This window comes from Curtobacterium sp. NPDC089991 (assembly GCF_044748425.1).
Classification (GTDB): Bacteria; Actinomycetota; Actinomycetes; order Actinomycetales; family Microbacteriaceae; genus Curtobacterium.
The window spans coordinates 307,809-333,341 of the sequence record NZ_JBIVGB010000002.1; the positions used below are offsets into that span (position 1 = coordinate 307,809).

A 25,533-nucleotide genomic window follows, 5' to 3' on the forward strand; every position below is an offset into this window, starting at 1 on the left:
CCATCGTGAGCGAGTCACGCCGCAGCGAGAAGGCGACCGCCGTCGCTGCCTGGGAATCACTGTTCCGCGCCCAGGTCACCGTGATGCGGAGCCTCAACGCGGACTTCCCCGGCGGCGAGATCTCCTTCAACGAGTACGACGTCTGCTTCAACCTGTCGACGCAGCCCGGTCGACGCTGCCGCATGCGTGACCTCACCGGCCACCTGCTCCTCACCCAGCCGAGCGTGAGCCGTCTGGTCGATCGCCTGCTCGCCCGCGGGATCGTCGAGAAGCAGCCGGATCCGTCCGATGCCCGCGGTGTCATCGTGGCACTCACCCCGCACGGGTTCGACGTCTACCGCCACGTGGCCGTGCAGCACGCGGCGAGCATCGCGCAGCAGGTCGGCGCCGGACTGTCCGACGCCGAACTCCGCACCCTCACCGAGCTCTGCACGAAGCTGCGCCTCGCGGTCGGCACCGCCCCGGGCCGACGGGCCGTCGCGCGCTCGGTCTCCGAGTCGGACCCGGCAGCGGTGTGACCGGCGCGCTGGTCTGGCTCCGCGACGACCTGCGGCTGGCCGACAACCCCGCACTGCGTGCTGCGATCGACCACGGCGGCGACGTCACGGTGGTCTACGTCCTCGACGACGAGTCCCCCGGCATCCGTCCCGCGGGCGCGGCGAGCCGCTGGTGGCTCCACCACTCGCTCACCGCACTGGACGGCGAACTCCGTGACCGTGACTCGCGGCTGGTGCTGCGACGGGGTGCGGCCGCCGCGGTGATCGACGCCCTCGTCGCCGACACCGCTGCCGACGCCGTGTTCTGGAACCGTCGGTACGGTCCGGCCGAGCGCGAGGTCGACGCCGGCATCAAGAGCGCCCTGCACGACCGCGGCATCGAGGCGCACAGCTTCGCGGCGAGCCTGCTCTGGGAACCGTGGACCGTCCGCACCGGACAGGGCGAGCCGTACAAGGTGTTCACCCCGTTCTGGCGCGCTGCCCAGGCGATGCCGGAACCACGGCACCCGCTCCCGAAGCCCCGCGACCTGCCCGCCCCGGCCCGGGTCGCGAGCGACGACCTGAGCGAGTGGGACCTGCTGCCGACCCGTCCCGACTGGGCCGGCGGACTCCGCGATGCCTGGGAGCCCGGCGAGCACGGCGCACACCAGCGGCTCGAGCACTTCGTCACCCATGCGCTCGAGGACTACGACCAGCGCGACGAACCCGCCATGGCCGCCACGAGCGACCTGTCCCCGCACCTGCGCTGGGGCGAGGTCAGCCCGTACCAGGTGTGGCACCGGCTGCACGGAGCGCTCGAGCCCGAGCAGCGACAGAACGCCTCGGCCTTCCTGCGACAGCTGGCCTGGCGCGAGTTCAACTGGAACGAGTACTTCCACTGCGAGGACATCACGACGGTGAACGTGCGTCGCGAGTTCGACGCGTTCCCGTGGCGGGACGCCCCCGATGCCGAGGTCGACCGGTGGCGCACCGGGACGACCGGGTTCGACCTCGTCGACGCCGGCATGCGCGAGCTGTGGCACTCCGGCGCCATGCACAACCGCGTCCGGTTGGCGACCGCGAGCTTCCTCGTCAAGAACCTGCTCGTCGACTGGCGGGTGGGCGAGCAGTGGTTCTGGGACACCCTCGTCGACGCCGACTCCGCCAACAACGCCGCGAACTGGCAGTGGGTCGCCGGGTCGGGCTTCGACGCGGCGCCGTACTTCCGGGTGTTCAACCCCGACCGACAGCTCGAGCGCTTCGACCCGCACCGCGAGTACGTGCACCGGTGGGTGCCGTCGGAGGAACTCCGGCCCGAGCCGATGGTCGACCTCAAGGCGACCCGGCAGCGCGCACTCGACGCGTACGCCGAGATGCGTCGGTCATGAGCCCGTGGGACACCGCCGTCGCGCAGGTCGACGCGCTCTTCCGTGACCGTGTCGACCGTGGCGTCGCGCCGAGCAGTGCGTGGGGTGTGTTCGACCGGACGGGTCTCGTCGCTTCCGGGGGCCACGGCGACCGCGGCGACGGGCAGCGGCCGGACGCCGACACCGTCTACCGGATCGCGTCGTGCACGAAGAGCGTCACCGCGGCGACGCTGCTGACGCTGGTGTCCGACGGTCGACTGGACCTCGACGCGCCGATCACCGCGTTCGTCCCGGCGTTCGGCGCCGTGCCCCTGCCCACACCGGACTCCCCCGTGCCGACCGTGCGGATGCTGCTGACCATGTCGGCCGGCTTCCCCACCGACGACCCCTGGGCGGACCGGCAGGAGTCGATCAGCGACGCCGAGCTCGACGACGTCCTGCGCGGCGGGCTGTTGTTCGACTCGGTGCCCGGCATCCGGTTCGCCTACTCGAACCTGGGCTACGCCCTGCTCGGGCGGGCCGTCGCCGTCGTCACCGGCCGTCCGTTCACCCGGGCAGCACGTGACACCGTGCTCCGACCGCTCGGTCTCGACCACACGGTGTTCAGCGCGGCCGAGGCGCAGGGACCGGTCGTCACCGGGTTCCGCCCGCACGACGGCGACTGGGAGCCCCTGCCGATGACCGGCCCGGGTGCGTTCTCGTCGATCGGCGGACTGTTCTCCACCGTCCGCGACCTCGCACGCTGGGCGACGCACCTCGGGTCGGCGTCCTCCGACACCCCGGAACCCGGCCCGGTCTCCCCCGCGGACCGCCGTCTCATGCAGCAGGCGATGCGGGTCGTGCCGTCGTCCGTCGTCCCCGGCTCGTCACGCGCCACGGCGTACGGCTTCGGGCTGTTCGTCGAACAGGACGACCACTTCGGCGAACTCGTCTCGCACTCCGGCGGCTACCCGGGGTTCTCCGCACACATGCGCTGGTCCGCGCAGACCGGTCTCGGTGTCGTCGCGTTCGAGAACGCCACGCAGGCGAAGGTCTCCGCCGCTGCCCAGCAGGCACACGACCTGCTCCTGGACGCAGCGCGTCCGGCGGCGTCCGACGGGCACCCCGACACGACGACCGGACCGGTGCGCCGCCCCGGCGCCGAGCCGACCGTCCGGGCGACGCGAGCGGCGCAGGCTGCCGTGACGGGCCTCCTGGCCGACTGGCAGGACGACGGAGCGGACGCGGTCTGCACGCCGAACGTGGCGATGGACGACCCCTACGACCGACGCCGGCGGGCGATCGCGGCGGCGGTGGCCGAGGTGGGTGCCGACCTGACCGCCGCTCCCGTCGCCGAGCAGTCGTCGGCGCCGTCGCACCTGCGGTGGTGGCTGCCCGGCACCTGCGGGCGCCTGCGCGTCGAGATCCGGCTCGCCCCTGGCGCGGCAGGACGCGTCCAGACCCTCACCGTCGTGGCGGAGCCCGCCGAGCACTGACACACCGGACCGCACGCGACGGGCCGGCCAGGTCCGTGTCGGTACCGGTCTGACGACTGCCCGTCACACCGGTGGGCGACCCCCCACGAACCCGAGTGCTCGGGCCGCGACGCGCGTGCCCTCACGTGCAGCCGCTCCGACGCGCACGGGATCGGTCGCCCAGGCACGCACGAAGCCCGCGGCGAACGCGTCACCGGCGCCGACGGTGTCGACGACCGTGGCCGGCGTCGCGGGGACGCGGTGGACGCTCCGTCCGCGTCGCCCCACCAGCACGCCGTCGGCGCCCACCGTGACCACCACGAGCGGCACGTGCTCGGTGAGTCGCCGCACCGCGTCGTCGAGGTCGGTCGTCCCCGTCAGTTCGAGGGCCTCCTGCCGGCCGGGGAAGAGGACGTCGACGCCGACGAGGGCCTCGAGGAAGGCGGGGGCACCGACCGACCGGATGATCGCTGCCGAGGACGGGTCGAGCGACACCCGGGCAGATCCCGTCCGGGCGCGGGCGACCAGGGACGCGATGCGGTCGGCGCCACCACCGAGCATCGCGTGCCCGGTCAGGTGCACGATGTCCGCGCGTCGGGCCACGGCCTCGGGGACGTCGGCAGCCGTGAGCTTCCCGCTCGCGGCCGGGTCGGACATCGCCGTGCGGCCGCTGTCGTTGCGCACGGACACCACGACCCCGGTGGAGGTCATCGCGTCGTAGCGCAGGTGCGGGCGGACACCGGCGTCCTCCAGCGAGCGCTCGTGCCGGTAGACGTCGTCGACGCCGACCCGCGCGACGAGGTCCACCTCGGCACCGAGCCAGCCGAGCCAGGCGGCGGTGTTGCCGGCGGCACCCGTCGGTCGGTGGCGGATCACGGCGGCGGGGTCGTGCACCCCGATGGTGTGCGCGGTCGTCTGCACGAGCACGCCGTCCAGGACGTCGCCGATGACCAGGAACCGTTTTCCGGCGCCACGACGGCGGCCCGCGACCACCCGTCCGGCACGGGTCCCCTCGGGCTGCGACACGGGCACGGAGGCCTCTTGCGGCATGGACATCTGCTCCAGTGTACGGGGAACCGAGTAAAGCTCCGTTTTCGGGACCGCACGGACCTTCATCGTGGTGGCCAATCGCACTGCCCGACCGGTAACATACGCAATGCCACCATGTGGCGGGTCGTGTGCCCGCCGCCGACGATCCGACGGAGATGCCATGCCCCGGAAGCCCGACCCGACGCTCAAGCCGGCGATCCTCGAGAAGGTCACCCTGCACCTGCTGGACACCAAGCTCGAGGACGTCTCGGTCCGCAGCCTCGGGCGCATCCTGGGCACCAGCGCGTACCCAATCGTCTACCACTTCGGCTCCCGCGACGCCCTCATCGACTCCGTGGTCGTGCACCTGGCCGACACGGTCTGCCATGCTGCGCTCGATCCCGCGGCAGACCGCTCCGCCCTCGCTAGCTACTTGGTGACCAGCTTCGGTCGCCTCGACGACCCGCACCGAGCACTCGCGGCCCGACTCACCTTCGAGCTCGGGTCCGTCGAGGCGATGGACGGCCGGGTCCGGCAACGCGGTCTGCACCGGGACCACGTGGCAGCGGTCGCCGCGTGGTGCCGCGCACACGGCTACGACGCCGAGGCCGCCGAGCGCGTCGCACGCGACGCCGTGACGACTGCCCGCGGTGCCCAGTGGACCGCGATCGTCGACCGCGAGCGCGCCGACACCGACGCCGCGCTCCGGGCGATCGCCGACCGGCTCGCCGCCGGCGCGGCAGTCACCGCGGCGTGATGCACGAACGGGAGGCACGGTGCCAGCTGGCACCGTGCCTCCCGTTCGTCCGTCGGTCGCGTCACGCGACCCGCGGTCGGTGGATCAGAGCGTCACGAACGACTGCGACTTCGCGTTGGCGAAGCGAGCCGCGACGTTCTCCCAGTCGACGATGTTCCAGACGGCCTTCACGTAGTCCGCCTTGACGTTGAGGTAGTCGAGGTAGAAGGCGTGCTCCCACATGTCGAGCAGGAAGATCGGCACGAGGCCGAACGGCACGTTCGCCTGCTGGTCGAACAGCTGGAACGTGGTCAGCTTCTGGCCGACGGTGTCCCAGGCCAGGACGGCCCAGCCGGAGCCCTGGATGCCGTTCGCGACGGCGGCGAACTGCGCCTTGAAGGTGTCGAACGAGCCGAAGAACTCGTCGATCGCCGCGGCGAGCTCGCCCTCGGGGACCTTCGTGTCCGGGCCGAGGTTGGTCCAGAAGATCGAGTGGTTGACGTGGCCACCGAGGTGGAAGGCCAGGTCCTTCTCGAGCTTGTTGATCGCACCGAAGTTGCCCGACTCGCGCGCTTCACCGAGCTGCTGCAGCGCGGTGTTCGCTCCGGTCACGTAGGCCTGGTGGTGCTTGTCGTGGTGCAGCTGCATGATCTTGCCGCTGATGTGCGGCTCGAGTGCGGCGTAGTCGTACGGCAGCTCCGGCAGGGTGTACTCAGCCATGTGAGGTCCTTTCGATCAGTGGGTTGCGGATGGGATTCCGCGGCTCACGAGAGCCGGGAACGATCGGTGAGGGAGTGGAATTCCCGGTTGTGGTAGACCAGCGGCTCGCCGTGCTCGAGGCCGACGACGATGTCGAGGACCTCGGCGACGACGACGGTCGAGCTGCCGATCGGGGTCGTGGAGAGCGGGCGGCACCGGAGCGCGCTCGCGGCACTGGGCAGGTAGCGGTCACCCGAGGGCAGGGTGCCCCAGATCGGGTCGTCCGCGGTCGGGCTGCCGGTCGAGGCGAACCGCCGGGCGAGCGCCACGCTGAGCGAGTCGACCAGGTGCACGACGAAGACCGGGGCGCCGAGCACGACCCCGGCGGACCCGGAGTTCGTCGACAGCGAGAAGACGAGCACCGGCGGGTCCACAGCCACGCTCGCGACGCTCGAGGCGGTGAGTCCGGTCGGACCGTCCGGTCCCTCGGCGGTGATGACGGCGACGCCGGCCGGGTGCCCGCGGAACGCGGACTTGTACGCTTCGGCGATGTTCGCCGGGGCTTCGTCGGGCATGGTGTTCGTCGTCGTTCCTTCGCGCGGGGGTGTGCCGTCACTGGGCGGGCATGTCCCAACGTATGACCTGAACCATGGTTGAGGTCAACGATTCACAGGTTCGACGGCTCCCGGGCGCGCCGTGGCGATGACTTCGTGAGCAGAAATGGTCGGGTCGCGTGGCGCAACCCGACCATTTCCGCTCACGAAGCGGCGCGCGTCAGCGGCGCTTGAGCATGACGACGGCGCCTGCGGCAGCGATCACCATGAGCACCGCGGCGACGCCGGCCGTGATCGTCACGCCGGAGTCGAACGCCGCCCGTGCCGATTCGAGGAGCGCCTGGCCGGTCGGTCCGCCGAGGGACGACGCGGCGGACACCGCACCACCGAGCGTCTCCTGGGCAGCGGTGTGCGCCGTCGAGCTCAGCCCGCCCGGAACCACGACGTGAGCCCGGTAGGTGGTCGCCAGGATCGTGCCGAGGACGGCCGTTCCGAGGACCGCACCGATCTCGTACGCCGTCTCGGACATCGCGGACGCCGCACCGGCCTTGTCCGCCGGAGCGGTCGAGATGATGAGGTCGTTCGTGACGGTCTCCGACGCGCCGATCCCGATGCCGAGCAGCACGAACGCGAACGCCAGTGCCGCGATCGACGCGTGGTGTCCGAGGACCGCCACGAGGGCGTACGCCGCGGCGGAGAACAGCAGGGACACCGACACGACCCAGCGCGGTGCGACCCGTGCGACGACCGGCACCACCGCGAGGCCGGCGACGATCGTGAGCACCGATCCGGGGATGAGCACGACGCCCGAGGCGAACGGATCGAGCCCCGCCACGAGCTGCAGGTGCTGCGCGATGAAGAACAGGAAGCCGGTCAGCGAGAACATCGCCATCAGGTTCATGAGCACGCTGCCGGTGAACGCCGTGCTGCGGAACAGACGCAGGTCGAGCATCGGCGTACGGGACCGCAGCTGCCGGCGGACGAACGCGATGCCGCACACGACGCCGACGGCGAGCATCGCGACGGCGAACCCGCGCTCCTCCGGGTGCACGAACGACTTGATCGCCCAGGCGATCGGCGCCAGCGCACCGAGGGACAGGAACATGCTCGGCACGTCGACCGGCCCGGGCATCGGGTCGCGCGACTCCGGCACGCAGAACGGGACGCCGACGAGCATGAGCACGAGGATCGGCACCGCGACCAGGAAGACGCTGCCCCAGTGGAAGTGCGCGAGCAGCGTGCCACCGACGAGCGGACCGAGGGCGTTGCCGGCCGCGAACATGGTCGACCAGACGGCCAGCGCCATCCGCCGCTCCCCCGCGTCGACGAAGACGTTGCGGATGATCGAGAGTGTCGCGGGCATGAGCATCGCGCCGAACACCCCCATCGCGATCCGGGCGGCGACGAGCATCCAGGCGTCGGTCGCGAAGGCCGCGGCGACGGAGAACAGCGCGAAGCCGGTGGCCCCGATCACCAGGATCCGACGGCGGCCGATGCGGTCACCGATGCTGCCCATCACGACGAGCAGCCCGGCCAGGACGAGCGGGTACGCGTCGACGATCCAGAGCTGCGTGGTGGCGTCCGGGTTGAGCGCACGACTGATCGACGGCAGCGCGAAGCTCAGCACGGTGTTGTCCACCGAGATGAGCAGGACCGGCAGCATCAGCACGGCGAGCGCGAGGAACCGTCGGGCGCGGCTGCCGGTGACGCGGGTGGCGATGGGACTGGTGAGCAGTGCGGACACGGCGGACTCCTGGGACTTCGAGCCGGACCTGGTCGACGGCGGGCGGTGCGTGGGGCAGACGAGACGGGACGCGGGATGGACACGCGCCCCGTCAGGACTCCGTCAGTGTACCGTCTGGACGGTGATGGTTGCAAATGCAACCATCAAGCGGACGGGAGGCCCGTGGCGGGCTCGCCACGGGCCTCCCGTCCGACGGCTGGTCCCGCCCAGGGCGGGAGGCTGGGGCGACGGCACGACCTGCGTCCGGTGCCGGGGTTCCGGTGCCGGAGTTCCGGTGCCGGGGTTTCGGTGCCGGGGTTCCACAACACGCCGCGTGGTCTCCGCCCGGGTTCCGATGTCGGGCGGCCTGAGCGCCGACATGCCGAGATTTCGGAACCTCGGGGGCGGGACCGGGGCGGGGCGGGGCGTGCCTGCGGGGGCGGGCGGGCGGGGCGCGCCGTCAGGCGGAGTCGCGGACCAGCAGGCTGTGGCGCACGGTGCGCTGCACTGCGGCGCCGTGCCGCGGCAGCTCACCGGCGAGCATGCCGAGCGCGAGCGTGAGGGCCTCGCGCGCGACGGCGTCGAGGTCGACCGCCAGGGTCGTCAGCATCGGCGACACGAGAGCGCCGAGCGGCAGGCCGTCGACGCCGACGACCCGGACCTCACCGGGGACGTCGACGCCCGCGCGGCGGCAGGCCTGCAGCACGCCGAGCGCCATCACGTCGTTGAAGGCCAGGATCGCGTCGAGTCGGCGCTTCCGAGCCAGGATCCGCGCCGTCTCGTCGGCACCGCACTCGGCGGTGCCGTGCGGCGCGTGCACGAGCTCCGGCAGGTAGCCGCGGCGGCGCAGCGCGTCCAGCATGAGCAGGCCGCGCGCACTCGTGTGGTCCGGCGACGAGTTGTCGAGCACGACCGGGTGCCGCACCCCGGTCGCCACCAGGTGGTCGGCAAGGGCCTCGATCGCGTCGGCGGGGTCGATCCACACCGCTGCCGTGGGCGGGTCGGAGGACGGGTCGAGCTCGACCATCGGCACGTTGCCGAGGAGCTCGCTCCACCGGTGCCGGCGCGAGCCGAGGTAACCGATGACCACGTCGGTCTGCGCACCGAGCGCCTGGACCATCCGGTCGGCGTCACTCGCCAGGTCGACGTCGGCGAGCATGACGTTCCACCCCTGCTCGGCGGCGAGCCGGAACACGGCGGACGCGAGCTGGGGCGTGTACGGGTTCCGCAGGTCGTTCACGACGAGCCCGAGCTGGTGGTCGCCGCCGGTCACCAGCCCGCGGCCGAACCGCGACGGCCGGTAGTCGAGCGACGCCGCGACGGCGAGCACCCGTTCCTTCGTGGTCGCGCTGATGCCGGACATGCCGTTCATCGCGCGGGTGACGGTCTGCCGGGACACCCCGGCGGCCGCGGCGACGTCGATGATCGTCGCGCGGCCGCCGGAGTGCGGGCCGTCCGGTGGCGACTGGGTCAGTCGCGGAGGTCCAGCCATGCCACCTGTTCCGGGGTGAGGTCGACGGAGAGGCCCGTCATGGACGATCGGGCTTCCGCGATCGTACGCGGTCCGAAGAGCGGGAACGTCGGGAACGGCTGGTTGAGCACGTACGCCAGGGCGATCGCCGTGGCGGGGACGCCGAACCGGTCGCCGAGCTCCCGCGCGCGACGGAGCCGCTCGAAGTTCTCGTCGCTGTAGTAGCAGCGGACGAGTTCGGCATCGCTGGTGTCCTCCGGCGTCGCACGGCCGGTGAAGAAGCCACGGGCCTGCGACGACCACGGCAGCAGCGGGACCTGACGCTCCTCGAGCCACGCCTTCGACGCGGCGTCGGTCGCGTGCTCGCAGCCGTCCCACGGCACGTCGTACGCCTCAGCCAGGCCGAAGTGGTTGCTGAGGACCTCGAACTCGTGCTTCCCGTTCGCCCGTGCGTAGGCGTTGGCCTCGTCGAAGCGTGCCGGCGTCCAGTTCGACCCGCCGTACACGCGGATGCGGCCGGCGCGGCGGTGCTCGTCGAGGACGTCGACGAACTCCCCCACCGGGATGTCCGGGTTGTCGCGGTGCATCATGTAGATGTCCGCGTAGTCGGTGCCCTGGCGCTCGAGGCTCTCGAGCAGCTGCTTCGTCAGGGACTCCGGGTCGCAGAACGGCGTGTGCGCACCCTTCGTGATGACGACAACGTCCTCGCGGATGCCGCGGTTCTGGATCCACTTGCCGAGCCGACCCTCGAGCACACCGCCGCCGTAGATGTAGCCGGTGTCGAAGACGTTGCCGCCCTGCTCGACGAACAGGTCGAAGATCGCGCTGGCGTGGGCGAGGTCGGGCTGGTTGTCGACGCCCATCACCAGGCGCGACAGCCGCTTGCCGACACCCGGGATCTCGCCGTACTGCATGGGGTTGCCGTCCTGCACCCGGAGCGGCCGACCGCTCACGGTGGGGATGTCGGCGGACTCGGCCTCGAACGGGTAGCGCAGGCCGATCGCGGCGCGCCACTTGTCGAGGGTGCGGGCGGTCGCGAGCGACTCGTCGATCGTCATCTGTGCTGCCTCGACCGCACCGGCACGCAGGGCGTCGGTGGTGGCGTCGGCCTCACGTGCGTAGGGGTGCTCGCCGGCGAAGGACAGCGTGCGCGGATCCTCGTCGACGGTGTGCACCTCGATCGTCGGGTCGGCGCCGAGGGTCCACGGGTCGGCGAGCAGGAGGCGACCGCGCGTGCCGTACACCGCGACCGCGTTGTCGTCCTGCACGAAGACGCCGGTGCGGACGGACGCCGTGATGCCGCCGCGGTAGGTCAGCTGCGCGACGGTCCACTCGTCGACACCGGTCGGCCCGAGGGTGCCGGTGGCGGTGAGCTCGGTCGGCTCGGCGACGGCGACACCGGTCGCGGCCTGCACGATCGCGGCGGCCATCGTCACCGGGTACCCGCCGACGTCGAGGATCCCGCCGCCAGCCGTGTCGACGTCGAACAGTCGGCCGGTCCGCTCACCGGTCCGGAACGCAAACGAGGCGTCGATGTGCGTGACCTCGCCGATCACGCCGTCCCGCACGAGGTCGAGCAGTGCGGCGGTCTGCGGGTGGAAGCGGTACATGAACGCCTCGACCAGCGGCAGGCCGGCCTGGCGTGCGGCATCGGCGAGCGCCATGGCGGTGCCGTGGTTCGGGGCGAGGGGCTTCTCGCACAGGACGGCCTTGCCGGCCTCGAGCGCGGCGAGGACGAGCCGCGCGTGCCCGGTGTGCACGGTCGAGACGTACACGGAGTCGACGCGCGGGTCGGCGAGGACCTCGTCGTAGGTCGCAGCGGAGACGTCGGCGAACCCGAGCTGCGCGGCTTCGTCGGCGAAGGTCTGCGCCCGCTCGGTGGACGAGCTGCCGGCAGCCACCAGGGCACCACCGCTCGCGGGCAGCTGGGAGAGGAAGCGGCGGGCGATGCCCCCGGGGCCGAGGACGGCCCAGCCGGGGCGGTCGGCGACCGTCGGAGTCGGGGTGCTGGCGGTGTTCGCGGTCTGCGCTGACATGCGGATCCTTGTCGTCTCGTGAACCTTCACGGTCACGACGACGCTAGTGCCACACGCCCGGCGGATCAATGCGGAAGTGCTTGACACGGCGTGTCTCACAGAGGATGCTCTGGACCACTTCGTGAGCGTTCACGGTCGAACGCTCCGGGGACCCGGTATCGCTGTTTCCAACCCGATCTCAACGACGAGAGCAGGTAGTTTCGTGACGTCATCTCCATCGATCAGTCTCAGCAGGCGGGGGTTCCTCGCCGGCGCAGGTGCCCTCGGAGCCCTCGCCACCACCGCCTTGTTGGCCGGGTGCTCCACGAGCACCGCCATCTCCAAGGACCCTGACGAACTCGTCCTCTGGTACTGGAACCGGTCGCTCGACCCGAAGTTCCTGCGGCAGGCCGCCGGGGGGATCGCCGGGCAGGGGTCCAAGCGGCTCCGCCCCGACCTGATCGGCGGCGCCTCGTACGACACCAAGTTCCGGACGGCACTCGCCGGGAACGCGTTCATCCCCGACGTCCTCATGGTCAACTCGAACTGCTGGCTGTACTTCCCCGACGAAGACCTGTTCACCGACTTCGACGACCACGGCGGCGCGGCGAAGCGGGACGAGTACTACGACTGGAAGAGCGCGCTCGGCCGGACGCCGAGCGGCCGGCAGTGCTTCTGGCCCGTCGACACCGGACCGACCGGCTTCTTCTACCGGCAGGACGTCCTGGCGAAGGCCGGGCTGCCGACCGACCCGGACGAGGTCTCCGACGCGATCGCGACGTGGGACGGGTTCCGCTCCTTCGGCGCGAAGATCCGGAAGGGTGCGGACGCCGCGACGGTCATCACCGCAAACCAGCTCTTCAACCAGTACGTCTACGCCAGCCCCACGCGGTACTTCGACCGCGACGACCAGCCGGTCTTCGAGCAGGACGACAGCTCGGTGCGGCAGGCGTGGGAGAACGCCGTCGCCTGCGTCCGTTCCGGCCTCACCGGCAACCTGCAGTCCGGCACTGACCAGAACGCCGGGTGGGTGTCCGGCCGGGTCGCAGGACAGATCGAGGGAGCGTGGTGGACGCAGGTCATCCACGACACGGCTCCCGACGCCGCCGGTACGTGGCGGGTCGCCCGGCAACCGGATCGCCCGGGCAACAGCGGCGGGTCGTTCCTCGCCGTCCCGAAGACCTCGAAGGACCCGGCCGCGGCCGCCGCGTTCGCGCAGTGGATCACCTCGCCCGAGGTGCAGTCGCACACGTACAACGACATCCAGCTGTTCCCCTCCACCCCGGCGTCGTTCGACAACGGGATCATGCGGAAGCCCGGCGACTACTTCGGCGACCAGGACCCGCTGGCGTTCTTCAACGCCTCGGCGATGGACGTCCCGGTGACGTACATCTCCAACTCCGAACGGTTCATCGGTGCGTTCGCGACCGAGATCACGAACGTCGAAGCCGGGGGCAAGGACCCGGACCGCGCCTGGCAGGACGCCGTCGACCAGACCAACCGGGTCCTCGACAAGCGGGGGGTCCGCGCATGAGCACCAAGCAGGCACCACCGACCACGAGCATCCCCGCGGTCGTCGGGACCCCGACGTCCTCCATCACCACCGCAGCGACCGGCAAACGGTACGGGTTCCGCCGGTTCTGGCCGCAGTACGTCGCGATCGCGCCGTTCTACGTGCTCTTCCTGGTGTTCGGGCTGTTCCCGATCGTGTTCTCGATCGTGCTGTCGTTCACCGACTGGGACGGGGTCGGCTCCCCCGCGTTCGTCGGTCTGGCCCAGTACCAGTACCTGCTCGGCGACCCGCGGTTCTGGAACGCCGTCGGCAACACGTTCCTCATCTGGGTCATGTCGACGATCCCGATGCTGTTCCTCGCGCTCGTGCTCGCGTTCCTGCTGCACGGCAACATCCGGGCGAAGGGCTTCTACCGCGTCGCGTTCTTCGTGCCGAACGTCACGAGCATGGTCGCGATGGCGATCGTGTTCGGCTCGGTGTTCTCCGACGGCTTCGGCCTGGTGAACGCGGCACTGCGCGCACTCGGCGCGGACCCGGTCGGGTGGCTGTCGTCGTACTGGGGCATCAAGGTCACCATCTCGGTGATGGTGATCTGGCGCTGGACGGGCTACAACGCGATCATCTACCTGGCCGGACTGCAGTCCATCTCGACCGAGTTGTACGACGCCGCCAAGGTGGACGGCGCGAACGCGTGGCAGATCTTCTCGCGCATCACCGTGCCGCTGCTGCGCCCGGTGATCCTGTTCACCCTCATCACGTCGACGATCGGTGGGCTCGGGCTCTTCACGGAGCCGCAGATCCTGTTCAACGGACAAGCGGTGGGCGGCCCCGACGAGGCCGGCATGACGATCGTGCTCTACCAGTACGAGCAGGCGTTCAACCAGTTCGACTTCGGGTACGGCTCGGCGATCGCCTGGGTGCTGTTCCTGTTCTCCGTGGTGTTCGCGATCATCAACTGGCGTCTGCTCAGTGAACGCGACGGCCTGAAGACCCCACGACGACTCCGCGTGGCCCGCACGGTCCGCACCAGCACGAAGGGGGTCGACGCATGACCGCGACACCGACCACGACGACGACCAACACCGCCGCGGCACTCGGGCGACCGGGCGCCGCGGGGAACGACCGCGGCCGCGGGTTCCGCCGCGGCTGGCTCGGGACCGCCGTCACGCACCTCTGCCTGATCATCGGGGTGCTGCTGTCGATCTTCCCGTTCTGGTGGCTCCTCGTGATGTCGACGTCGACGAACGCCGAGATCTTCGGCTACCCGCCGTCGCTCTGGTTCGGGGACAACGCCCTCGCGAACGTGGCGTCCGTCTTCAGCAACGTGGACATGCTGCGGGCACTCCTGAACACCGTGCTCGTGGCCGGCAGCACCGCCGTCCTGGTCATGCTGTTCGACTCGCTCGCTGCGTTCGCGTTCGCGAAGTACGAGTTCCCGTTCAAGCGCACGCTCTTCACCGTCATGCTCGCCACGTTCCTGGTGCCCGGCAGCCTGTCGCTGGTGCCGAGCTTCGTGCTCATGGCGAACCTCGGGTGGATCGGTGGTCTGCAGGCGCTCATCATCCCGGGGGCGGCGAACGCGTTCGGCATCTTCCTGCTCCGGCAGTTCGCCACCTCGTCGATCCCGAACGAGGTCATCGACTCGGCCCGGGTGGACGGAGCGGGTTTCTTCCGCACCTGGTGGTCGGTGGCGGTCCCGATGCTCCGCGGCGGGCTCGCGTTCCTCGGCATCTTCACCTTCATCACCGCCTGGAACGACTACGTCTGGCCGCTCATCGTCCTCATCGACCCGAAGGGACAGACCCTGCAGGTGGCCCTGGCCGGACTGAGCTCGGTGAACGCGACCGACCTCGGGGCGGTGATGGCCGGCGCCGTGATCAGCGTGTTCCCGCTCATCGGCGTGTTCATCATCGGCTCGCGCCACTTCATCGCCAACATCGCCGCCGGAGCGCTGAAGGGCTGACGCCCCGAGCGCCCCGACCGGCAGGGTGCAGGCGTCGCGGGACGGCCCGCGACGCCTGCACCTGCTCGTGCACAACTCCTCCTAGACTCGTGCCCATGGCCAGTGCCCGCGACCGCGTCCTCGACAGCTTCGTCGCCATCGTGTGCGAAGACGGCGAACGTCCCGCGACGCTCGACGCCGTCGCCGCCCGCGCCGGTGTCTCCAAGGGCGGGCTGCTGTACCACTTCGGCTCCAAGGCGGCCCTGGTCGAGGGGCTGTGCGAGCGACTCTCCGACCTGTCCGCGATCGACGTCGAGCGCATGGCCGAGGCCGAGGACGGTGCCGCCCGCTACTTCGTCCGAAACTGCCTGTTCGTCGGCAGCGAGCTCGACCTCGCGCTCCTCGCCGCGAGCCGCCTGCAGCAGGCCGGCTACGAAGAAGCGGGCCGGACCCTCGACGACACCGAGAACGCGTGGCTCGTGACCCTCGTCGACGCCCTCCACGACGAGCCCACCGCCCAGGCGGTCAAGCTCCTCGGCGACGGCCTGTACCACCAGGCCTCCCTCGGTGCCGCGAGCGACGGTCGACCGAAGCGGAGCACCGTCGACATGGAGGCCCTCCTCGCCGTCGTGGACCGTCTGATCGCGACGAAGCCCGGCACGTGAACGACCATCCCCGTTCCTGGGGATAGACTTGGCGACGTTCCACTCGTCGACACCCGGAGGTATCCCGTGGGCCGCGTCATCGCCGCTGTTTTCTCGATCCTGCTGCTGCTGGTGTCGATGTACCTGTTCGGGTTCGCGTTCCAGGTCGACTCGGGCCAGGCGTTCATCTTCATGGGTGGTCTCATCCTGATGACCCTCTCCTTCTTCCTGCCGATCCACGTGTTCGGCAAGCGGTAACCACTCCGCACGCAGAACGGCCCCGCACCTCTCGAGGTGCGGGGCCGTTCCGCGTGCGGGCGCCGTGTGAACCAGCCGCGCTAGGCGAGCACGCGCAACGAGCGCAGCATCACCGCGGTCGCGACCGCGGCGTGCACGGCCTCGGCGCCCTTGTCCTCCTTCGAGCCGGGCAGCCCGGCCCGGTCGATGCCCTGCTGCTCGTCGTCCAGGGTGAGCACGCCGAACCCGACGGGCTTGCCGGTGTCGATCGCCACGCGGGTGAGCCCACTCGTGGCGGCGTCGGACACGTACTCGAAGTGCGGGGTGCCGCCCCTGATGATCACGCCGAGCGCGACCGCGGCGTCGAACCCGGCCTCGAGGGCGGTCTTCGCGACGACGGGCAGCTCGAAGCTCCCCGGGACCGGGAACACCGACGCGGTGGCGCCGAGCCGCTCGACCTCGCGCTGCGCCCCGGCGAGGAGGCCCGCCGCGATCGTGTCGTGCCACTGCCCGGCGACGATGGCCACCCGGATCCCGGTGCCGTCGACGTGGTCGCGGTCCGCCGCGCCTGCTCCGCTCATCGTGCTGTTCCTTCCGTGGACAGGGCAGCTGCTGCCGTTGTCCGGTCTGCCGCGTCCAGCCACTCGACGAGCGCGGCGATGGTGATGACGGGCACGCCCTCGCGCGCCCCGAGTGCGACGAGCGCCGGCAGCCGCATCATGCTGCCGTCCTCGTCGACGATCTCGCAGATCGCCGCGGCAGGCCGGAGCCCGGCTGCGGTGACGAGCTCGATCGCGGCTTCGGTGTGTCCCGCACGTTCGCGGACCCCGCCCGGTCGTGCCCGCAGGGGGACGACGTGGCCGGGGCGGTGCAGGTCGTCGCGCACGGAGGTCGGGTCGGCGAGGACCCGCAGCGTGCGCGCTCGGTCGTGGGCGCTGATGCCCGTGGTGACCCCGACGGCTGCGTCGACGGTGACGGTGTACGCGGTGCCGCGGACGTCCTCGTTGTGCTGGACCATCGGCGGCAGGTCGAGGGCGTCGGCGATCTCGACGCTGACGGGCGCGCAGATGAACCCCGACGAGTGCGCCACGGTCCAGGCGATCCACTCCGGCGTCGCGAGCTCGGCGGACAGGATGACGTCGCCCTCGTTCTCGCGGTCCTCGTCGTCGACGACGATCACCGGGCGGCCGGCCGCGACCGACGCGATCGCGGCCTCGATGCTCGACGAACCGAGCGTCTGCGGGACCGAGGCGACCATCACCGGGCCTCCGATCCGACGGGCTCGAGGGAGCCGACCGCGGCGTCGAGCCGCAGCATCCGGCGCACGTGCCGCGCGAGCACGTCGGTCTCGACGTTCACCCGGTCCCCCGGCACGCGCAGGCCGAGGGTCGTGGCCTCGAGCGTCTCCGGGATCAGGCTGACCTCGAACCAGGCGGCGTCCGGCGCGGTGTCCTCGGGCGAGACGGCGCTGACGGTGAGCGAGACGCCGTCGAGCGCGATCGACCCCTTGTCGACGACGAGCGGGCTGAGCGCCGGCGCGAGCGAGAACCGCACCCGGCGCCAGCCGTCGCCGTCCGCGGTCTCGAGCACGGTGGCGGTGCCGTCGATGTGGCCCTGCACGATGTGGCCGCCGAGCCGGTCGCCGACCGACGCCGCGCGCTCGAGGTTCAGGCGGTCGCCCACCCGCAACGCTCCGTGCGCGCTCATGTCGAGCGTCTGCTTCATGACGAACGCGGTGAAGGAGTCGGGGGTCTGCTCGACCACGGTCAGGCAGACGCCGCTGGTGGCGATGGAGTCGCCGTGGCTGGCGTCCGCGACCACGATCGGCCCGCGCACGGTGAGCGCGACGGAGTCGCCGTGCTGCTCGACGGCGGTGACGGTGCCGAGTTCCTCGATGATGCCGGTGAACACTGGTGTCCTCTCAACGGGACTCCGGGGGTGTTCGACGATCGTCGGCATCGACGGACGGGTCGTCCCACGCAGGGTGAGTCGTCTCGTCCGCCAGCGCGCCTCCCATCCGGACTCTCACCGTCGGTCCCGGAGTTTCACCGAGTCAACCTCTGCCGGGTTCGCACCCGTCATCAGTTCGTGGACTGTCACCACCGGTTCGGAATTGCACCGACCCCGGAGCGCTTGCGTAGTCGGAACGATACCCCAGACCGGTGACCGACGCGTCGGGCCGGAGCGGGGCACGTAACGGGGCGACGCAGCGCACGACCGGGAGGCCCGTGGCGGGCCCGCACCGCGCCTCCCGTCCGCCGCCCGGTAACGTCCACCGCACCGGCCCGTCGACCGTGCCGCCTCAGCCGCGTCCGCGCGCGAGCGCGACCGCCTGCCGCAGGGACAGGTCCGGCAGGTACGCCCGGACGACCGCGAGGCCGATCGACGGCAGCGCGACCGGGTCGGGGTAGGCGAGGACGAGCGGGTGCAGGTCGGGGCCGAACTTCTGCTTGAACCGGAGCAGCGACCGGAAGCCGTAGACCGGTTCGAGGACTCCCCCGACGAGCTCGAGCAGGCTCTGCACGCCGTCGCTCGGTGCCGCGTTCTCGCCCGCCTGCGCGAGCGGTGCCGCCGACAGGCTGAGTCGTTCGACGCCGTCGTCGCGCATCCGTTCGGCGGCGCTCGCGACGAGGAACTCCATCACGCCGTTCGGCGCGGCCTCGGTCCGGCGCATCACGTCGAGGGTCCAGCCGACGACCCGCCCCTCGCGGTGGCTCGGCAACCAGCTCGTCACGGCGAGCACCCGCCCGGTGGCGTCCTGCGCGACGAGCGTCCGGACGGCGGGGTCGCGCATCTCGTCCACCCCGCCGAGCGTGAAGCCCATCTCAGGGAGCTCGCGCTCGGAGACCCACTCCTCCGAGATCGCCTCGATCTGCCGTGCCGTCGACGGCGGCAGGTCCTGCCAGGACGACCAGGTGGCGGTGATGCCCTCACGGCGCGCCCGGTTCACGGCGGTGCGGACGTCCTGCTTGCGTTTGCCTGTCGTCGTCCACGTGCGGGGGTCGAGGTCGGCGTCCTCGGCGACCGGCAACGTCGACCACCCCTGCGTCGTGAGCAGCTCGGCCGTCCCGGCGTCGATGCCGTAGAAGACCGTCGTCCACCCGTTGTCGTCGCAGTACCGGGCGAAGTCCGTCATCGCGGCGGCGCGGGCATCCGGGTAGCCGAACGGGCCACCCACGGTGACGGCCACCCCACCGTTGCGCCGGAACGCCACCCCGGCGCGCCCGTCGGCCGCGAACCAGTAGGCGTTGCCGCGCCAGGTCGTCATCCACCCGAAGGTGTCGCCGCCGCCGGCGAGCACCAGCGCCCGGGCCCGTTCGCGGTCGGACCGGGCGCCGTCCGCGTCGGTGTCGGGTTCCACTGCGCCGGTGGGCCGGACCGCGGCGAGCGCGACGACGAACCAGAGCACGGGTCCGGCGAGTCCGATCACGATGCGGAGCGCCGTGCCGAGCGAGGGCAGTTGCTCCCAGAAGGTCAGCGGCGAGAGGGGGCCGAGGGCGGCGACGGCGAGCCGGAGCGGGTCCTCGACGTGCTCCGGGGCCGACGCCGCGAACACCGCGACGGTGCCGACCACGACGGCGACCGCCGCGACGACGGTCACCGCGAAGGCGACCACACGCCGCCGTGAGGGCAGCACCGTGAACGACCGGCGCCGGAGCACGAGGACGGCCGCGGTCGCGAGGGGCACCACGATCGACGCACCGACCGACAGCGCCGTGACGAACTCGTCGGCGGTGCCCTGCAGCCCACCGGCCCGCGCCGGCAGCACCCCGTAGGTCACCGCGGCCGCGACCGCCGTCACCACGTCGACCGCCACCACGAGCCAGACGGCGAACCGGCTGCCCCGGAAGAGCCCGAGGCCGCCCACCACGAGGACGAGCAGCGGCGCGATGGCGAGCAGCAGCGTCCACGGGTCCGTCGCCCGGTACGCGAGCAGCGCGCGGAGGCACTGCCCAGCGGCCCCGTCGGTGCCGCAGCCGCTCACGGGGGTGACCGGCCCGGTGCCGAGCACCGCGGCGATCGGCGCGAGCAGTCCGATCCGTGCGCGGGAGACGAGCGCCACCACGGGGCCGATCGCCGACACCAGCACGACCGTCCCGAGCAGGACCCGGGTCTCGCGGTGCGAGCTGCGCACCCATCCGCCGCGCTCCGGGGTGCGGCGGAGCAGCTCACCGAGCACCCACCCCGCAGCGGCGGCGAGCACCGCGTACAGGTCGGAGGCGTGTCCGGCGTAGAGCAGGAGCGCGGCCACGACGGCGAGCGCGTTCACGCGGATGCGCCGTCGCCAGAGCGGTCCGGCGAACGCGCTCGCGGTGACGATCGTGCCGACGATCGCGGTCCAGGGGTCGAAGGCCGTCGCGCGCCCGAGCAGCAGGCCGGTGAGGTCGCGGCCGTCCGTGTCGACGAACGCGGTGAGCGCGCCGGCCGCGGTGCCGACGACCGTGGTGACGACGAACGCCAGGGCGGTCCGCCACGACCCCATCAGCCGCTCGGCGGCACCGACGAGGACGACGACGCCGGCGATCGTGGTGAGCAACGCGACCGCGCCGGTGGACGCCGCGAAGATCCGGAAGGGCCCGTACGGGGCCGGGTCGGCACCGTGCAGCACCCGGACGACGATGCCGAAGACCGCGGTCGCGACCACGAGGAACGTGATGGCGGCCGTCACCGGATGCCGGACGAGGGCGGAGCGCACCCCCTCATGGTGGTGCCGGCCGGCCGTTCGGACAACTCCGGGCACGGTGACGAGGGGCGCCGGCGGTGCGACGCCCCTCGGTCACCTGCTGTCAGCGCGTCCCGTCGGTGTCGACCGCCGAGTGCCGGCGACGGAGCACGAGCGTGCCCGCCCCGGCGAGCAGCAGCAGGAGCGCGAACCCGACGGGGACGACCGGCGAGGTCGCTCCCGTGTAGGCGAGCGCGGTCGCGCCGTCACCGGCGGCACTCACCGTGTCGGCCACCGTCCGAGTGACGGCCGGGATCCCGCTGGTCGCGGCGGCCGTGGTGGTCACCACACCCGCTGTGGAGGCCCGGGTCGGCCCGTCCGCGCCGGTGGCACCGGCCGGAGTGGTCACGGTTCCGGGCACGGTGCCGTCGCCGGCGTCCGTCCCGTCACCGGGGGTCGTGCCCGGGTCCGTACCGGGGTCGGTGCCCGGGTCCGTACCGGGGTCGGTGCCCGGGTCCGTACCGGGGTCCGTGCCGTCGCCCGGGGTCGTGCCCGGGTCCGTACCGGGGTCGGTACCGGGGTCGGTGCCCGGGTCCGTACCGTCGCCGGGCGTCGTGCCGGTGCCCGGGGTGGTGGCGGTGCCGTCACCGACGACGCCGATGCCGTTCCCACCGATGGTGATCGGCAGGCTGATCACCGGGACCACCTGGGTGCCGGAGAGCAGGCCGCCGTCACCGGAGGTCGCACCCCCGGCCGACGGGGTCGTGCTGCTCGGGGTGGTGCCCGCCGGGGTCGCCCCGCCGGTGCTGGTGCCGTCGCCGACCACGCCGATGCCGTTCCCGCCGATGGTGATCGGGACCGCGACCACCGGGGCCACCTGGGTGCCCGAGGCGGTGCCGTCCGCCCCGTCCGTCGTGCCACCGGCAGCCGGAGCCGGACCGGCAGCCGTGCCGGTGCCCGCGGCGGGCGTCGCGCCCGCCGAGGTGCCGTCACCGAGCAGCCCGATGCCGTTGCCGCCGATCGTGACCGGGACGTCGACCAGTCCGCCGACCTGCGTGCCGGAGAGCAGCCCGTCGTCGCCGGACGTGCTCGGCGTGGTCGTGGCCGGAGCGGCCGGTGCCGGCGTCGCCGCCGGGCCGGACCCCGCAGCGGTGCCGTCCCCGAGCACCCCGATGCCGTTGCCGGACACCGTCACCGGGACCGACACGACCGGGGCGACCTGGGTCCCCGAGGCTGTGCCGTCCTCACCCGAGGTGACCGGTGCCGGAGCAGCGGGCTCGGCCGGTGCTGCCGGGGTGGATGCTGCCGGTGTGGGCGGCGTCGTGGTCGACACCGCGTCACCGCCGACGGCGACGGCGTTGCCACCGACCGTGACGGGGACGGTCACGGCGCCGGCGACCTGGGTCCCCGAGCCGGTGCCGTCCGAACCGGACGTGGTCGGAGCAGCGGCGGCAGCCGGAACCGGAGCAGCCGGAGCAGGCGCAGCCGGAGCAGCCGGGGCCGACACCGCGTCGCCACCGACGGCGACGGCGTTGCCACCGACGGAGACCGGGGCGGTCACAGCCGGCGCCACCTGGGTGCCGGAGGCCGTGCCGTCGGCGCCCGAGGTCGTCGGCGCGGGAGCTGGGGCCGGTGCAGGAGCGGCGGCTGGAGCTGCAGGAGCCGCGGGCGCCGCGGCGGGCGAGGTCACCGACGACACCGCGTCGCCGAGCACCCCGAGGGCGTTGCCGGTGAGGGACACCGGAGCGTCCACCGACGGAACCACCTGGGTTCCGGACACGGCGCCGTCCGCTCCGGAGGTCGTGGCAGCGTTCGCCGCTGCCGCCCCTCCGAGCGTGAGGCCGCCGACGAAGAGGGCGAACCAGAGCCCTCTCGAGACGTACTTGTTCATGGTCGTACTCCCTGATCGAGATCGTTGGCCGACCGCGGTCGCGGTCGGTGTGTGTGCGTGCCTGCCGTGCCGGACAGGCGCACCGATCTCAGTCAGGGGCGACGTCGTGCTCGCCGACGACCGATGCGGGGACCGCGTCGTCGGAGAGCGTGCCGCGCGACCCCGCGGCGAGGGAGACGATGTCGTCGGTCGAGCCGACGATGCCGACGGCTGCGACGCCGCCGGGCGTCGAGGTGGCACTGCCACCGAGGACGCCCGCGCCGCCCTGGCCGTCGGACGGCACTCCGTGGCCGTCGCCCGGCTCGGGGACGAGCAGGGCGGTGCCGCCCAGCGTCGCGTCCTGCACGGCACCTGCGACGGGGCCGGCGAGCGGTCCGGTCACGAAGGTGGACGGGACGGCCAGACCGGGACGGCGCTCGACGCTCGTTCCGAGAGCGGCATGATCGTCGGTCGACGCGACCGCGGGCGCGGACGGGGTCGTCGCCGGGGCGGCAGCCTGCGCCGGTCGCGCGGACGGGACAGCTGAGCCGGGCACACCGGACGGGGTGGTGCCGACGACGACCGGAGGTGCGGGGACGTCGATGACGGGATCCGAGCCTCCTGGCAGGACGCCACCGACCGACGGGACCACGCCCGCGACGACGTCGGGGACCTGTCCGACGATCGTGCCGACACCGCCGAGGGTGTCGTCGACCAGGCCGGTGACCGGAGCGGTGACCGTGCCGAGGGTGTCGTCACCGACGATGGGGCCGACCACCGGGACGCTGCCGACCACGTGGTCGAGCGTGTCGACGACCGTGGTCACGGGTCGCGCGTCGGTGACCGTCTGCACGGTCCCGGTGACGGGGCGCAGCGCCGTCGCGACGGTGTCGGTGACGGGCCGGGAGGCGGTGCCCACGTGCTCGACGACGCCCTGCACCGGGTGCGTGGCCGGCTCGGCCGCAGGGGCGGTCGTGGCCGGCACCGCGGGCGCGGTCGCCGGAGCGGCGGGGGTCGGAGCTGCGGGAGCCGGAGCTGCTGGGGCGGGGGCGACGGGAGCTGGCGCAGGCGCGGGCGCTGCCGGGGGTGCCGCGGGCGCCGGGGCCGGCGTCGGGGGTGCCGCTGCCGGTGCCGGAGCCGGAGCCGGTGCTGGTGCTGGTGCCTGCTTCGGAGCTGGCGCAACCACCGCGCGGACGGGGTCCACGACGCCGCCGACGACCTGTCCGACACCGCCGGACACGTCGTGCACGGTCTCGCCGAGCCCGTCGACCACACCGCTGACGTGCCCGCGCTGCTGCGTCTGGGCGGGCGGAGTGGACGCGGCCTCGGCAGCCGAGGCCGGACGGGCCCCGAACGCCAGGGACAGCAGCACGAGGGCAGCGAGGGTCCCGACGCCCAGCAGGGCGATCCGGAGCACCGCGAGCCAGGGTGCGCGCGACGTCGTGTCCATGCGCTCACCTCCTGAACTCGGCTGCGCACGTAGAGTGGTTGACCGGCAATGTACGCCGGTCCGTTCCGGAACGCGCCCCGTTCTGGAAGAAATTCTCAGGAAAGGCCGTCCGTGGTCTCGATCTTCTCCGCCCCGACCCGCAACCTGGACATCGTCACGCTGCACGAGATCCTCCGCCTGCGACAGGACGTCTTCGTCGTCGAGCAGGGGGCCGCGTACGGCGACATCGACGGGCGTGACCTCGAGCCCGGCACCGTGCAGTTCTGGGCGGGCCAGGGCTCGGTGGACGCCACGCTCCGGCTCCTGCGCGAACCCGACGGCACCGAGCGCATCGGCCGGGTCGTCACGGCGGCGCACGCCCGCGGTCAGGGCCTGTCCGGGCGGCTGATCGAGGCCGCGATCGCCGAGTCCCGCTCCGCGAGCATCGCCCTCGGTGCCCAGTCGCACCTCGAGCAGTGGTACGCCCGCTTCGGGTTCGTGCGCTCCGGAGACGAGTACCTCGAGGACCGGATCCCGCACGTCCCGATGACCCGGCAGCGCTGACCGGACCGGCTCGTCAGGCGCGTCTGACTGAGGGCGCGCGTCAGGCGCGCCAGCGGCGGAGCTCGTCGAACGAGCGACCCTGCGTGGACCGGTCGGCGACGAGCCGCTCGAACACGATGTTCGTCTGGGTCGTCGCCACCGACGGGTCGCCGCTGAGCTCGTCGGCGACGAAGTCCCGCAGCTGCTCGGTCGACTCGCACGCGATGTGCACGAGGAAGTCCTTGTCGCCGGCCAGGAACGAGACGTCCTGCACGACGGGCACCCGGAGCAGTCGCTTCGCGAAGTCCCGGAGTTCGTGGCGGGCCGCGGCGTGGACCCGGACGGAGACCATCGCCTCGATCGAGAAGCCGAGGCGCGCGATGTCGACCTCGGCCCGGTAGCCGCGGATCACCCCGGCGTCCTCGAGGGCCCGGACCCGGGTCAGGCACGTCGACGGCGCGATGCCCACCGCGGCGGCGAGCCGGTTGTTCGGGATCCGGGCGTCGCCGGCCAGCGTCCAGAGGATGCGCTCGTCGACCTCGTCGAGGCGCGGGGCGGGGTCGGGACGGCGGGCTGGTCGGTCGGACACGGCTCGACGCTACCGCGACGGTGCGAGCAGGGCGCGGAGCGCGTCGTCGAGTGCCCCGGCCACGACGTCGTCGTCGGCCGACGCGAGCGGCTCCACCGCGGTGGACCGCCGGAGCATCGTCATCCCGAGCACCACCGACAGCGCGATCTCGGCCCGGACGAGCAGTTCCTCGGTGACCTCGCCGCCGACGGCCGTGGCGAGCCGTTCCGCGTACCGGCGGAGGGTCTCGCGGCGGATGGCGTCGGCACCGTCGTCGCCGGAGGACCGGAGCAGCAGCATGAGCTGGAGGGAGTCGTCGTCCGTCGGCGCGCGGACCACGTGTGACACCAGGCCGGCCAGCGCGCGCTCGAGGCCGCGCTCGACGGGCTGCTCGACCCCGAGGTCCTGCACCACCCGGTCGAGGCAGGCACGGAACAGCCCCTCCTTCGAACCGAAGTAGCGGTTGATCAGCGCGACGTTGACCCCGGCGTCGGCGGCGATGTCGCGCACCGTCGTCGCCTTGTACCCGTCGAACGCGAACCGGTGCCGCGCCGCCCGCACGAGCAGCAGTCGGGTGGCGGCGGCGTCCTTGCTCATGGT

At 72.3% G+C, this 25,533-nt stretch carries 24 protein-coding genes and 1 riboswitch; of the genes, 10 read left to right on the forward strand and 14 right to left on the reverse strand.

The annotated features are described in order from the left end of the window. The first annotated feature begins 5 nt into the window (after nt 1-5). Genes ACIPV1_RS06585 through ACIPV1_RS06595 form a run of 3 tightly spaced genes read left to right on the forward strand, consistent with a single transcriptional unit; the run spans nt 6 to nt 3,318 of the window. Nucleotides 6-518, forward strand: coding sequence for a MarR family winged helix-turn-helix transcriptional regulator (locus ACIPV1_RS06585; protein ID WP_123672374.1), 513 nt, complete (start codon nt 6-8; stop codon nt 516-518). Beyond that, nucleotides 515-1,864, forward strand: a complete 1,350-nt coding sequence (locus ACIPV1_RS06590) for a cryptochrome/photolyase family protein (RefSeq protein WP_402725985.1) — start codon at nt 515-517, stop codon at nt 1,862-1,864. The genes ACIPV1_RS06585 and ACIPV1_RS06590 overlap by 4 nt, the downstream gene beginning before the upstream one ends. After that, nucleotides 1,861-3,318, forward strand: coding sequence for a serine hydrolase domain-containing protein (locus ACIPV1_RS06595; RefSeq protein WP_402725986.1), 1,458 nt, complete (start codon nt 1,861-1,863; stop codon nt 3,316-3,318). Before ACIPV1_RS06590 ends, ACIPV1_RS06595 begins: the two co-directional genes overlap by 4 nt. Before the next feature lie 63 nt (nt 3,319-3,381). On the opposite strand, the gene ACIPV1_RS06600 is transcribed toward ACIPV1_RS06595, so the two are convergent. Further along, nucleotides 3,382-4,353 (reverse strand): carbohydrate kinase family protein, encoded by a 972-nt coding sequence (locus ACIPV1_RS06600; RefSeq protein WP_402725987.1) that lies wholly within the window; start codon nt 4,351-4,353, stop codon nt 3,382-3,384. A gap of 154 nt (nt 4,354-4,507) precedes the next feature. Here ACIPV1_RS06600 and ACIPV1_RS06605 point away from each other — a divergent pair, with 154 nt between their 5' ends. Further along, nucleotides 4,508-5,083, forward strand: coding sequence for a hypothetical protein (locus ACIPV1_RS06605; protein WP_131879327.1), 576 nt, complete (start codon nt 4,508-4,510; stop codon nt 5,081-5,083). Nucleotides 5,084-5,167: 84 nt separating this feature from the next. Here the strand turns inward: ACIPV1_RS06605 and ACIPV1_RS06610 are convergent, their stop codons facing one another. The 5 genes from ACIPV1_RS06610 to ACIPV1_RS06630 all read right to left on the reverse strand — a co-directional run bounded on the left by ACIPV1_RS06610 (nt 5,168) and on the right by ACIPV1_RS06630 (nt 11,545). Further along, the gene (locus ACIPV1_RS06610; RefSeq protein WP_111084300.1) at nt 5,168-5,782 is read right to left on the reverse strand and encodes a superoxide dismutase; all 615 of its coding nucleotides are present in this window, start codon (nt 5,780-5,782) and stop codon (nt 5,168-5,170) included. 44 nt (nt 5,783-5,826) lie between these two features. Beyond that, the gene (locus ACIPV1_RS06615; protein WP_111084301.1) at nt 5,827-6,336 is read right to left on the reverse strand and encodes a flavin reductase family protein; all 510 of its coding nucleotides are present in this window, start codon (nt 6,334-6,336) and stop codon (nt 5,827-5,829) included. 199 nt (nt 6,337-6,535) lie between these two features. Continuing rightward, the gene (locus tag ACIPV1_RS06620) at nt 6,536-8,059 is read right to left on the reverse strand and encodes an MFS transporter (RefSeq protein WP_402725988.1); all 1,524 of its coding nucleotides are present in this window, start codon (nt 8,057-8,059) and stop codon (nt 6,536-6,538) included. A 439-nt stretch (nt 8,060-8,498) separates the two neighbouring features. Further along, entirely contained in the window at nt 8,499-9,530 is a 1,032-nt protein-coding gene (locus ACIPV1_RS06625) for a LacI family DNA-binding transcriptional regulator (protein WP_131845717.1), read from the reverse strand. Continuing rightward, nucleotides 9,509-11,545, reverse strand: a complete 2,037-nt coding sequence (locus ACIPV1_RS06630; protein ID WP_402725989.1) for an aldo/keto reductase — start codon at nt 11,543-11,545, stop codon at nt 9,509-9,511. The genes ACIPV1_RS06625 and ACIPV1_RS06630 overlap by 22 nt, the downstream gene beginning before the upstream one ends. 202 nt (nt 11,546-11,747) lie before the next feature. Here ACIPV1_RS06630 and ACIPV1_RS06635 point away from each other — a divergent pair, with 202 nt between their 5' ends. The 5 genes from ACIPV1_RS06635 to ACIPV1_RS06655 all read left to right on the forward strand — a co-directional run bounded on the left by ACIPV1_RS06635 (nt 11,748) and on the right by ACIPV1_RS06655 (nt 15,881). After that, on the forward strand, nt 11,748-13,058 hold the full coding sequence (locus ACIPV1_RS06635; protein ID WP_402725990.1) for an ABC transporter substrate-binding protein: 1,311 nt from the start codon (nt 11,748-11,750) through the stop codon (nt 13,056-13,058). Then, entirely contained in the window at nt 13,055-14,089 is a 1,035-nt protein-coding gene (locus tag ACIPV1_RS06640; RefSeq protein ID WP_132100037.1) for a carbohydrate ABC transporter permease, read from the forward strand. Before ACIPV1_RS06635 ends, ACIPV1_RS06640 begins: the two co-directional genes overlap by 4 nt. Further along, complete coding sequence (locus ACIPV1_RS06645) at nt 14,086-15,000, forward strand: carbohydrate ABC transporter permease (RefSeq protein WP_123292072.1); 915 nt, start codon at nt 14,086-14,088, stop codon at nt 14,998-15,000. Before ACIPV1_RS06640 ends, ACIPV1_RS06645 begins: the two co-directional genes overlap by 4 nt. A 95-nt stretch (nt 15,001-15,095) precedes the next feature. Continuing rightward, nucleotides 15,096-15,644 (forward strand): TetR/AcrR family transcriptional regulator, encoded by a 549-nt coding sequence (locus tag ACIPV1_RS06650; protein ID WP_402725991.1) that lies wholly within the window; start codon nt 15,096-15,098, stop codon nt 15,642-15,644. 66 nt (nt 15,645-15,710) lie between these two features. Further along, nucleotides 15,711-15,881 (forward strand): hypothetical protein, encoded by a 171-nt coding sequence (locus tag ACIPV1_RS06655; protein WP_159574085.1) that lies wholly within the window; start codon nt 15,711-15,713, stop codon nt 15,879-15,881. An 80-nt stretch (nt 15,882-15,961) separates the two neighbouring features. Here ACIPV1_RS06655 and ribH read toward each other — a convergent pair whose 3' ends face one another. From ribH to ACIPV1_RS06685, 6 genes are all read right to left on the reverse strand, one after another. After that, nucleotides 15,962-16,441: a 6,7-dimethyl-8-ribityllumazine synthase gene (ribH, locus tag ACIPV1_RS06660; protein WP_123338824.1), complete on the reverse strand. Its 480-nt coding sequence runs from the start codon at nt 16,439-16,441 to the stop codon at nt 15,962-15,964. Beyond that, the gene (gene ribB / locus ACIPV1_RS06665) at nt 16,438-17,118 is read right to left on the reverse strand and encodes a 3,4-dihydroxy-2-butanone-4-phosphate synthase (protein WP_402725992.1); all 681 of its coding nucleotides are present in this window, start codon (nt 17,116-17,118) and stop codon (nt 16,438-16,440) included. The genes ribH and ribB overlap by 4 nt, the downstream gene beginning before the upstream one ends. Next, entirely contained in the window at nt 17,118-17,771 is a 654-nt protein-coding gene (locus tag ACIPV1_RS06670) for a riboflavin synthase (RefSeq protein ID WP_402725993.1), read from the reverse strand. Before ACIPV1_RS06670 ends, ribB begins: the two co-directional genes overlap by 1 nt. Nucleotides 17,772-17,861: 90 nt before the next feature. Further along, a riboswitch (FMN riboswitch) is annotated at nt 17,862-17,996 on the reverse strand. 166 nt (nt 17,997-18,162) lie between these two features. Continuing rightward, nucleotides 18,163-20,556, reverse strand: coding sequence for a bifunctional lysylphosphatidylglycerol flippase/synthetase MprF (locus ACIPV1_RS06675; RefSeq protein WP_402725994.1), 2,394 nt, complete (start codon nt 20,554-20,556; stop codon nt 18,163-18,165). Nucleotides 20,557-20,647: 91 nt separating this feature from the next. Then, nucleotides 20,648-22,414 (reverse strand): hypothetical protein, encoded by a 1,767-nt coding sequence (locus ACIPV1_RS06680; protein ID WP_402725995.1) that lies wholly within the window; start codon nt 22,412-22,414, stop codon nt 20,648-20,650. An 88-nt stretch (nt 22,415-22,502) separates the two neighbouring features. Next, on the reverse strand, nt 22,503-23,843 hold the full coding sequence (locus tag ACIPV1_RS06685) for a hypothetical protein (protein WP_402725996.1): 1,341 nt from the start codon (nt 23,841-23,843) through the stop codon (nt 22,503-22,505). A gap of 111 nt (nt 23,844-23,954) precedes the next feature. On the opposite strand from ACIPV1_RS06685, the gene ACIPV1_RS06690 reads away from it, so the two are divergent. Then, complete coding sequence (locus tag ACIPV1_RS06690; protein ID WP_123292065.1) at nt 23,955-24,386, forward strand: GNAT family N-acetyltransferase; 432 nt, start codon at nt 23,955-23,957, stop codon at nt 24,384-24,386. 40 nt (nt 24,387-24,426) lie between these two features. Here the strand turns inward: ACIPV1_RS06690 and ACIPV1_RS06695 are convergent, their stop codons facing one another. Both ACIPV1_RS06695 and ACIPV1_RS06700 read right to left on the reverse strand, forming a co-directional pair. After that, a complete protein-coding gene (locus tag ACIPV1_RS06695) occupies nt 24,427-24,954 on the reverse strand; it encodes an Lrp/AsnC family transcriptional regulator (protein WP_123292064.1) in 528 nt (175 codons plus the stop codon). Between the two features lie 9 nt (nt 24,955-24,963). After that, complete coding sequence (locus ACIPV1_RS06700; protein ID WP_123338818.1) at nt 24,964-25,530, reverse strand: TetR/AcrR family transcriptional regulator; 567 nt, start codon at nt 25,528-25,530, stop codon at nt 24,964-24,966. Between the last annotated feature and the right edge of the window lie 3 nt (nt 25,531-25,533).

What these genes read in the sequence shown, in the direction of transcription:
- ACIPV1_RS06595 (WP_402725986.1), top strand. Translation starts at nt 1,861, where the DNA reads ATGAGCCCGTGGGACACCGCCGTCGCGCAGGTCGACGCGCTCTTCCGT.
- ACIPV1_RS06600 (WP_402725987.1), bottom strand. Translation starts at nt 4,353, where the DNA reads ATGTCCATGCCGCAAGAGGCCTCCGTGCCCGTGTCGCAGCCCGAGGGG.
- ACIPV1_RS06605 (WP_131879327.1), top strand. Translation starts at nt 4,508, where the DNA reads ATGCCCCGGAAGCCCGACCCGACGCTCAAGCCGGCGATCCTCGAGAAG.
- ACIPV1_RS06610 (WP_111084300.1), bottom strand. Translation starts at nt 5,782, where the DNA reads ATGGCTGAGTACACCCTGCCGGAGCTGCCGTACGACTACGCCGCACTC.
- ACIPV1_RS06615 (WP_111084301.1), bottom strand. Translation starts at nt 6,336, where the DNA reads ATGCCCGACGAAGCCCCGGCGAACATCGCCGAAGCGTACAAGTCCGCG.
- ACIPV1_RS06625 (WP_131845717.1), bottom strand. Translation starts at nt 9,530, where the DNA reads ATGGCTGGACCTCCGCGACTGACCCAGTCGCCACCGGACGGCCCGCAC.
- ACIPV1_RS06630 (WP_402725989.1), bottom strand. Translation starts at nt 11,545, where the DNA reads ATGTCAGCGCAGACCGCGAACACCGCCAGCACCCCGACTCCGACGGTC.
- ACIPV1_RS06640 (WP_132100037.1), top strand. Translation starts at nt 13,055, where the DNA reads ATGAGCACCAAGCAGGCACCACCGACCACGAGCATCCCCGCGGTCGTC.
- ACIPV1_RS06645 (WP_123292072.1), top strand. Translation starts at nt 14,086, where the DNA reads ATGACCGCGACACCGACCACGACGACGACCAACACCGCCGCGGCACTC.
- ACIPV1_RS06650 (WP_402725991.1), top strand. Translation starts at nt 15,096, where the DNA reads ATGGCCAGTGCCCGCGACCGCGTCCTCGACAGCTTCGTCGCCATCGTG.
- ribH (WP_123338824.1), bottom strand. Translation starts at nt 16,441, where the DNA reads ATGAGCGGAGCAGGCGCGGCGGACCGCGACCACGTCGACGGCACCGGG.
- ribB (WP_402725992.1), bottom strand. Translation starts at nt 17,118, where the DNA reads ATGGTCGCCTCGGTCCCGCAGACGCTCGGTTCGTCGAGCATCGAGGCC.
- ACIPV1_RS06680 (WP_402725995.1), bottom strand. Translation starts at nt 22,414, where the DNA reads ATGAACAAGTACGTCTCGAGAGGGCTCTGGTTCGCCCTCTTCGTCGGC.
- ACIPV1_RS06685 (WP_402725996.1), bottom strand. Translation starts at nt 23,843, where the DNA reads ATGGACACGACGTCGCGCGCACCCTGGCTCGCGGTGCTCCGGATCGCC.
- ACIPV1_RS06700 (WP_123338818.1), bottom strand. Translation starts at nt 25,530, where the DNA reads ATGAGCAAGGACGCCGCCGCCACCCGACTGCTGCTCGTGCGGGCGGCG.